Origin of the sequence: uncultured Nocardioides sp. (assembly GCF_902805925.1) — a bacterium.
Taxonomy (GTDB): domain Bacteria; phylum Actinomycetota; class Actinomycetes; order Propionibacteriales; family Nocardioidaceae; genus Nocardioides.
Map to the genome: position 1 here is coordinate 1 of NZ_CADCUP010000091.1, position 8415 is coordinate 8415.

General features: G+C 73.2%; 8 protein-coding genes. 2 read left to right on the forward strand and 6 right to left on the reverse strand.

The features are described 5' to 3' along the window. The coding region (locus QZX64_RS06495) for a M28 family metallopeptidase (RefSeq protein ID WP_295657788.1) at positions 1–892 on the forward strand (892 nt) is incomplete at its 5' end. A gap of 180 nt (positions 893–1072) precedes the next feature. On the opposite strand, the gene QZX64_RS06500 is transcribed toward QZX64_RS06495, so the two are convergent. The 3 genes from QZX64_RS06500 to QZX64_RS06510 all read right to left on the reverse strand — a co-directional run bounded on the left by QZX64_RS06500 (position 1073) and on the right by QZX64_RS06510 (position 2720). Beyond that, positions 1073–1900 carry an EamA family transporter gene (locus QZX64_RS06500; RefSeq protein WP_295657789.1) on the reverse strand — a complete coding sequence of 276 codons (828 nt, stop codon included), beginning with the start codon at positions 1898–1900 and terminating at the stop codon, positions 1073–1075. A gap of 8 nt (positions 1901–1908) precedes the next feature. Then, positions 1909–2397 (reverse strand): DUF456 domain-containing protein, encoded by a 489-nt coding sequence (locus QZX64_RS06505; RefSeq protein ID WP_295657790.1) that lies wholly within the window; start codon positions 2395–2397, stop codon positions 1909–1911. An 89-nt stretch (positions 2398–2486) separates the two neighbouring features. Next, the gene (locus tag QZX64_RS06510; RefSeq protein ID WP_295657791.1) at positions 2487–2720 is read right to left on the reverse strand and encodes a hypothetical protein; all 234 of its coding nucleotides are present in this window, start codon (positions 2718–2720) and stop codon (positions 2487–2489) included. 415 nt (positions 2721–3135) lie between these two features. Here QZX64_RS06510 and QZX64_RS06515 point away from each other — a divergent pair, with 415 nt between their 5' ends. Then, positions 3136–5208, forward strand: a complete 2073-nt coding sequence (locus QZX64_RS06515; protein WP_295657792.1) for a type IIA DNA topoisomerase subunit B — start codon at positions 3136–3138, stop codon at positions 5206–5208. Positions 5209–5250: 42 nt separating this feature from the next. Here QZX64_RS06515 and QZX64_RS06520 read toward each other — a convergent pair whose 3' ends face one another. From QZX64_RS06520 to QZX64_RS06530, 3 genes are read right to left on the reverse strand one after another with little or no spacing between them, the layout of a single operon-like run. Next, complete coding sequence (locus tag QZX64_RS06520) at positions 5251–5745, reverse strand: carbonic anhydrase (protein ID WP_295657793.1); 495 nt, start codon at positions 5743–5745, stop codon at positions 5251–5253. Positions 5746–5768: 23 nt separating this feature from the next. Further along, on the reverse strand, positions 5769–7544 hold the full coding sequence (locus QZX64_RS06525) for an MFS transporter (RefSeq protein WP_295657794.1): 1776 nt from the start codon (positions 7542–7544) through the stop codon (positions 5769–5771). Further along, positions 7541–8254, reverse strand: a complete 714-nt coding sequence (locus tag QZX64_RS06530; protein WP_295657795.1) for an LppX_LprAFG lipoprotein — start codon at positions 8252–8254, stop codon at positions 7541–7543. Before QZX64_RS06530 ends, QZX64_RS06525 begins: the two co-directional genes overlap by 4 nt. Positions 8255–8415: the final 161 nt, after the last annotated feature.

Here is an 8415-nt window from a genome sequence, read left to right on the forward strand (position 1 = left end):
GTCGGCGGCCGCCAGCAACCCCGCCCCGGTGCAGCCGCCCGCCCCGGAGACACCCGCGGCACCGGTGGCCGAGCCGCGGCCGGTGCGGCCCGCCGACCTCGATGTCGGGGTGGCGGTGCGCGCGGTGCGCCACCTGGCCGGCCGCATCGGGCCCCGTCACGCCACGAGCCCGGCCTACCGCGAGGCGGCCGACTGGGTCTCGGGCCGCTTCGAGCGGCTGGGCCTCCAGGTCCGCCGCCAGCCGGTTGAGACGCCCCGCGGGGTCTCCTGGGGCGTGCCCGTGGCGGCCGGCACCTCGCAGAACGTCATCGCCGCTCCGCCCGGCTACCGTCCCGGGGAGCCGCACCTGGTGGTCGGTGCCCACCTCGACACCGTGCCTCAGGCGCCCGGCGCCGAGGACAACGCCTCGGGCGTCGGTGTCCTGCTGGCCGTGGGGGAGTCGATCCGCGACCGGGCGACGCGCCTGCCGGTCGTCCTGGTCGCCTTCGGCGCCGAGGAGCCGCGCGGCGACAGCGACGCCGACCACCACTACGGCTCGCGGGCCTACGTCGCGTCCCTCACGCCCCGGGAGCGGCGAGCGGTGCGGGGGATGGTCTCGCTCGACCGGGTCGGCGTCGGCTCGGTCGTGCCGGTCGGCTCGGCCCTCGAGAGCGGCGGTGGACCGGCCTCCGAGGCGGTCGCGCGGGCGGCGCGGCGGGCCGACGTGCCGGTCGTGCGCGAGCCGAACCGCTCCAGCGACCACTGGTCCTTCGTGCGGGCCGGGCTGCCGGGCGCCCGTCTGGGCAGCACGCCGTACGCCGGCTACCACTCACCGGGCGACCTGCCCGAGGTCGTGGACCCCGAGCAGCTGCGGCGCACCGGACGCATCGTGCTCTCCTGGCTCGCGCGGTGACCCTGCGACGGGTGCCGCGAGCCTGATCGGCGCCCGTGGCGCGCCGGTGCCACGCTCGCCGACGTCGTCGTCCGCCACGGCGCCGAGCGGCTGTTCGTCGAGGTGAGGTTCGCCGACCTGACCCGCCGGGTAGGAGGCGGCATGTCGGTCTTCATCGACTGGCTGGCCGCCGGCTGACCCTCACCCCGCCGCAACGAGCACGACGGCCACCGCGCACAGGCCCAGTCCGAGAGCCTGCGCGCGGTGCACGTGCTCCCGCAGCACGAGCACGGCGAGCACCACGGTGGCCGCGGGGTAGAGCGAGGCCAGCACCGCGGCCACCGCGAGCAGGCCGCGCTGGGCGGCGAGCAGGAACCCCAGGACGGCGAGGGTGGCCAGGAGGCCGGCCACGGCGCCCCACCAGTCGCTCGGAGCGCGTGGAGCCCACGCCTGGCGCAGCGAGACCGCGAGTGCGACGACGATGAGCATGGAGGCGACCTGGGTGGCGACCAGCGGCCAGTAGCCGGCGTCCTCACCGATCTGTCCGGTGGCGGCGAAGAGCACGCCGAACCCGACGCCGGCGAGCACGCCGTCGAGCACGCCGGCCGCCGGGCCGGTCGAGCTCACGGGCTCCTTCGACACCAGCCAGATCGCCGGGACGGCAGCGAGGATGCCCAGCCAGACCAGGGGGTCGGGCCGCTCACCCGTGGCGACGCCGACCAGCACCGGCACCACCGCGGCGCCCACCGCGGAGATCGGCGCGACCACGCCCATCCGCCCCAGCGACAGGCCGCGGTAGAGGAACGCCGACCCGATCCCGCTGCCCACGCCGGCCAGGGCACCCCAGGCGAAATCGCCGGCCGCGGGGTCGCCGGGGAACGCCACGGCGATGATCGTCGCGCCCAGCAGGGCGCCCGTGGCGGCGGCCACGGCCACCGGCCACGCGGAGGTACGGCGGGAGGCGAGGCCCGCGATGAAGTCGGAGACCCCGTAGGCGAGTGCTGCGGCGAGCGCGAGGAGGACGGCCATGACGGGGCTCAGACGGCGAGGACGCCGACGACCCAGGTCGCGGCGGCGAGCATCGCCGCGACCAGCTCGATCAGGATGCTGAGCCCCACCGCCCGCAGCGCCTGCCTGGTGGACGGCCATGCCTGCTCGGAGCCGAGGCGGCGGCGCTCGGCCAGGTAGACGCCGAGCACGAACCCCAGGGGCAGGCCCACCACCGGGACCACGAAGAACCCGACGACGCCGAGGGCGGCACCGACCGCGAGGGTCGAGGTGGGCACGCCGGTGGCCCTGAGGCGTCGTCCGGGCACGGCGTACTTCACGATCGTGCCGACGACGAGGAAGGTGGTGGCCACGCCGAAGACGATCCAGGCGGTGTCGGTGCCCACCTCCAGGGTCCACACGAGGATCGCCCCCAGGATCAGGAGCGTGCCCGGGAGCATGGGCACCACGATGCCCGCGATGCCGACGGCGATGGCGATCCCGACGAGGAGGGTGGTCAGCGTGCCCGAGTCAGTCACGGCGTCAGGGTGTCACACGGGCCGGGACGCGCAGACGGCCCCGGACCGTGAGGTCCGGGGCCGTCGTGAGCCTGGTGGAGAGCTGGTGGTCAGCGGTCCGTGTCGGGAGCCGCAGCCGGCTTGCTGGAGAGCTTGTGCGTCTCATCGACCACGGTCACGGCGACCTCACGGAGAGCGTCGGCGTGCTCGCGGGCGTGGTGCGCGCAGAAGAGCAGCTCGCCGCCGCTCTGGAGCTCGACCCGGAGGTAGGCCTGGGCTCCGCAACGGTCACAGCGGTCGGCCGCGGTCAGCGCGGAGGCACTGGGGGCAACGGCGGTAGTCACATCGGCCTCTTCCCATTAAGTGGTGAGCATGGTGTCTGGATCGTCAGGTTCGTTTTCATCGGTACTTCCATCAACGTAACCGGGGGATCAAGTAATTCCCCCGCCAGTCCCGGTCGATGTGGTGCATCCCATCACAGGAAGTTGTACCCGTTCCGGCCGCTCCCATACTGCGGAACGACTGTTTCCCAGGTAGTTCGTTCCCACATCGTGATCGGATTGCCGTGGTGCGGTGCGCTGTTCCAGACCACCGTAGGCCGACCGGGGCGAGGAGGCGGCACCGGTCGCGCGAGTGCCTGCGGCGTGTCGCCGGCGAGGCGAGCCTGCGACGCGGAGTCGGTGGTCGCGGGTAGGTTTGGCCCTGACCGGAGCGCACGGCGACCCGGCCGTGACCGCATCGTGATGGGACAGGACGTTCGTGGCAGCACCGACCGACACCTCGTACAACGCAGCGCACCTCCTGGTGCTCGAGGGCCTGGAGGCGGTGCGCAAGCGCCCGGGCATGTACATCGGCTCGACCGACACCCGCGGCCTCATGCACTGCCTGTGGGAGATCATCGACAACGGCGTCGACGAGGCGCTGGCCGGTGCCGCGCACCGGGTCGAGGTCACCTTGCACCGCGACGACTCGGTGGAGGTCCACGACGACGGGCGGGGCATCCCGACCGACAAGGAGCCCAAGACCGGGCTGCCCGGTGTCGAGGTGGTGGCCACCAAGCTGCACGCGGGGGGCAAGTTCGGCGGCGGCTCGTACGTCGCCACGGGCGGGCTCCACGGCGTCGGCCTGTCGGTGGTCAACGCACTGTCCTCGCGGATGGACATCGACGTCGAGCGCTCGCCGTCCGAGCAGGGGATCAGCTTCCACCGCGGCGTCCCGGGGGTCTTCGACGCCGACGGCCCGCGGGCGGCGTTCACGCCGCGGTCGGGGCTCTCGCGCAAGGGCGGCCGGGTCGCCAAGGGCCGGTCCGGCACCCGCATCCGCTTCTGGCCCGACCGCCAGGTCTTCACGAAGGACGCCACCTTCGAGCTCGAGGGCCTGCTGGGCCGGGCCCGGCAGACGTCCTTCATCGTGCCGGGGCTCGAGCTGGTCATCCGTGACCTGCGGGGCGACCAGCCGGTGGAGGAGAAGTTCCGCCACGACGGGGGGATCGCTGAGTTCGTGGAGTTCCTCGCCTCCGACGAGCCGGTGACCGACGTGCTGCGCCTGCAGGGGTCCGACACCTTCACCGAGACCGTGCCGCTGCTCGACGCCCAGGGCCACATGACCCCGCAGGAGGTCGAGCGCGACCTGCAGGTCGACGTCGCGCTGCGCTGGGGCACCGGCTACGACACCGAGCTGCGCTCGTTCGTCAACGTCATCGCCACGCCCAAGGGCGGCACGCACGTCAGCGGCTTCGAGGCCGCGGTCACCAAGACGTTCAACGACGTCATGCGCTCCACCAAGGCGCTCAAGGTCGGTGACGCCGACGTCGTCAAGGACGACGTCCTCGAAGGCCTGACCACCGTGGTGACGGTGCGGCTCGCGGAGCCGCAGTTCGAGGGCCAGACCAAGGAGATCCTCGGCACGCCCGCCGCGCGCGGCGTCGTGCGCAAGGTCGTGGCAGCGGAGCTCAAGGAGTTCCTGACCTCCGGCAAGCGCGCCGAGAAGGCGCAGGCCAGGCTGGTCATGGAGAAGGTCGTCGGGGCGTCCAAGACCCGTCTGGCGGCCCGCGCGCACAAGGAGACCCAGCGCCGCAAGAACGCCCTGGAGTCCTCCGCCCTGCCGGCCAAGCTGGCCGACTGCCGGTCCAACGACACCGAGCGCAGCGAGCTCTTCATCGTCGAGGGCGACTCGGCGCTCGGCACGGCCAAGCTGGCGCGCGACTCCGAGTACCAGGCGCTCCTGCCGATCCGCGGCAAGATCCTCAACGTCCAGAAGGCCTCGGTCGGCGACATGCTGAAGAACGCCGAGTGCGCCTCGATCATCCAGGTGGTGGGCGCCGGCTCGGGGCGCACCTTCGACATCGACGCCGCGCGCTACGGCCGGATCATCTTCATGGCCGACGCCGACTCCGACGGCGCGCACATCCGCTGCCTGCTGGCCACGTTGTTCTTCAAGTACATGCCCGAGCTCATCGCAGCGGGCCGGGTGTTCACCGCCGTGCCGCCCCTGCACCGCATCGAGCTCGCCAACCCCAAGAAGGGCATGGACAGGTACGTCTACACCTACTCCGACGACGAGCTGCAGCGCCGGCTGGCGGAGCTGAAGAAGCGGAGCGTCCGCTGGAAGGACCCGGTGCAGCGCTACAAGGGCCTCGGCGAGATGGACGCCGACCAGCTGGCCGAGACCACCATGGACCCCCGCCACCGCACCCTGCGCCGGCTCACCGTCGACGACGCGCTCGTCGCCGCCGACGTCTTCGAGCTGCTGATGGGCTCCGACGTCGCGCCCCGCAAGGAGTTCATCGTGCAGGGTGCCTACGAGGTCGACGTGGAGACCCTGGACGCCTGAGCCGGGCGGGCCGTGTCAGGTGGTGTGGACCGGCCCGGCGATCTAGAACTTGCGGTCGATGAGCCCGGTGTCGACGTCGTAGAGGAAGCCGCCGAGCTGCACCGACTCGGGGATCAGCGGGTGTGAGCGCACCGTCCGCACGTCCTCCTCGAGCGCTGCGACCTGGTCGGCGATGACGTGGAACTCCTGCCAGCTCGCGTCCACCCCGGTCGACGCGCTGACGCGCTGGCGCAGCTCGGCCTCGGTGTTGCTCGCCATCGCGCACCGGGTGTGCGGGACGACGAGGATGCGCCGCACCCCCAGCAGGTGAACACCCAGCACGAGCGCCTCCAGCGCGGCGGCGGTGACGCGGCCGCCGGGGTTGCGGAAGATCTTGGCGTCGCCGGGGGAGAGCCCGACCATGCCCAGCGGGTCGATCCGGCTGTCCATGCACGTCACGATGGCGACGCCGGCGTGGGCGACCCCGTCGAAGCCGGCCAGCCGGAAGTCGGATGCGAACGCGGCGTTCGCGGCGATCAGGTCGTCGAAGTCATCCACGACCGCGGACGCTATCGGATGCCTCAGTGTGCCGACAGGGCGTCTCGTGCGCTGATGCGGTCGGTGCGGGCGCCGCGGAACAGCGCCACCGCCAGCAGGCCGGCCACGACCGCGCACACCGCGGCCCCGAGGAACACCGTCTGCTCCTGGGCGATGCCGGCCTCTTTCAGCACCAGCGTGAACTCGGCACAGCGGCTCCGGCCGTCGCAGACCTCACGCACCGACGGGAAGTCGGCCTGCTCGGCGTAGTACCGCCGCAGCCCGATGACGGTCAGGGCCGAGATCCCGACCAGCATGCCGACCATGCGGGCGACGACCACGAGCGCGCTGGCCAGGCCGTGCACGTCGTCGTCGGTGTGGGCCAGCACGGCCGCGTTGACCGGCGCCAGCGCCAGCCCGAAGCCGAGCCCGCCGATCACCAGGGCGAGGTTGGCGTGCCAGTGCTCGAGCGTCGTGAGGTCCCAGCGGCTCATCAGCACGAAGCCGAGCGCGGCGGCCGCCATGCCGAGCGCGGTGGTGGGGCCTGCACCGACCCGGCGCGAGAGGTAGCCGCCGAGCACCGCACCGACCGGCAGCGCGACGAGGAAGCGCACCAGCACCAGCGCCGCCCCCAGCTGGGAGTCGGCATGGACGGTCGTGCGGGCGAACAGCGGGATGTCGATGAGCGCGGCGATGAGGGCGGCACCGACGAAGAAGCTGACGAGCAGGGCGCCCCAGGCCGGCGTACGGCGCAGGGCACCGTGCGGGACGAGCGGGGCGTCGTCGCGGCGCAGGTGCCACACCAGGAGCACGGATGCCACCAGCGCGCCGAGGAGGTACCACCACCCGTTCTCGGCGAACACCTGGATCTTCGGGTCGGCGGTGGAGAAGGCGAGGATCACGCCGCCCAGCGCGACGGCCAGCAGCAGCGACCCGGTGAGGTCGGCCTCCCGCATGGCACCGATCCAGCCGCGCAGGTCGACCAGCGGCCTGCGCGCGGTGAGGCACCGGACCAGGAACAGGGCGGCGGCGCCCATCGCCACGGCCCCGACGGGGGTGAGCCAGCGTCCGTCGCCGCCGAAGGGCACGAACATCTCGCCCCACGTGAGGTCCCGCATCAGGGCCGGTGGCCGGAGGGAGACCAGCGCCGACGCACCGACCGCGACGACCAGCAGCAGGGCACCGGGCACGTCGGGCCGGCCGCGGGCCGGGGGACCGGTGACGACGGCGGCGTGGCCGTGCCGCAGCGCCCTCAGCGCCACCGCCAGGACCAGGCCGACGGCCAGGTTGACCAGGAAGATGGCCCGCCAGTCGGCCACCGAGAGCACCAGGGCGCCGAAGAGCGGGCCCAGCACCGAGCCGATCTCCTGCACCGCGGAGACCAGCCCGAGCGGCACGCTGCGCCGGTCGGCGGGGTAGAGGTCGGCCACCAGGGCGAGGGTCGCCGGGACGAGCCCGCCGCCGCCCACGCCCTGCAGGAACCGGCCGGCCACCATGCTCGGCAGGTCGTAGGCCAGCGCGGTCACCAGCGACCCGAACGCGAAGACCACCAGGGCCATCAGCAGGACCGGGAGGCGGCCGCGCAGGTCGGCGATCCGGCCGATGAGCGGCAGCATCGCGACGTACCCCAGCAGGAAGCCGGAGATCACCGGGGCGGCCCGCTGGAGCTGCTCGACCGGGACGCCGGCCGAGGCCATCATGTCCGGCAGCGCGAGCACCACGACGTAGGTGTCGGCGGCGGCGAAGGCCACCGCGACCGCTGCGAGCCCCAGCAGCAGCCGACCGCTCCGACCCACCGACGAGTCGGCCGTGGCGGTCACGGCGCGGTGATCTCCTGCTCGGTGCCGTAGTCGTCGAAGGTGACGGTGTAGGTCATCTCCTCGGAGTCGGGGTAGAAGACGCCGGTCAGCTCCGCCTCGCGCAGCTCGTTGTCGTCGCTGACGAGGTAGGCGGCGTCGAAGGTGTCGCCGGAGGAGCTCGGGATGACCTTTCTCATCGCCTCACCCGGGATGGTGCCGGTGTAGGTCGTGAGGATCTCGCTGTTGTCGTCGCCGCCGCGGACGCTCTCGCCCCGCTCAGGGTCCTCGGTGACGGGGAGCAGGGAGGAGAAGCCGCGGTCGGGCGTGATCAGCCCGGCCGGGTCGGGGGCGCCGTACTCGGCCGGGTCGACGTCGGAGTAGCCGGGCGTGAGCGGGATCTGGGCGTAGACCTTGCCGTCGACGGCGACCACGGGCACCTCGAACTCGGTGCCCGAGAGCATCACCTTGAAGGCGCCGTCGAACGCCGGGGCGCTGGTCGCCACGCCGATCGCGCTGGTGAGACCGGTGACGCCCTCCGGCAGGTCCTCGGTGGTCAGGCTCAGCTGCACCCCCGGGGTCTCGTCGAGGGTGCTCTTGGCCTCGCCGAGCACCTCGGCCGGGGTCGGCTCGTCGGCGGCGGGCTCGTCGTCGCTCCCGCCGCACGCCGCCGTGGCCAGCACCACCGGGAGGGCGAGCAGGGCGGCGAGAGTGCGACGCAGGGGGTGCCTCATGTCGCAGAGCCTTCCACATCGCCGGTGACCCCGAGCTGCGCCGCGACGGGCCCGGCGCAGGCCGCGATCGGCTGCGGCGAGGGGATGCCCGAGCCGTCGCGGCGACCGGTCGGGGGCGGCAGCTCGACGGGCGCGCCGCTGGAGGCCGCGGCCCGGGCGGG

Bases quoted from the DNA above. Each gene is read 5' to 3' on its own strand.
- QZX64_RS06500 (WP_295657789.1), bottom strand. From the start codon at position 1,900: ATGGCCGTCCTCCTCGCGCTCGCCGCAGCACTCGCCTACGGGGTCTCC.
- QZX64_RS06530 (WP_295657795.1), bottom strand. From the start codon at position 8,254: ATGAGGCACCCCCTGCGTCGCACTCTCGCCGCCCTGCTCGCCCTCCCG.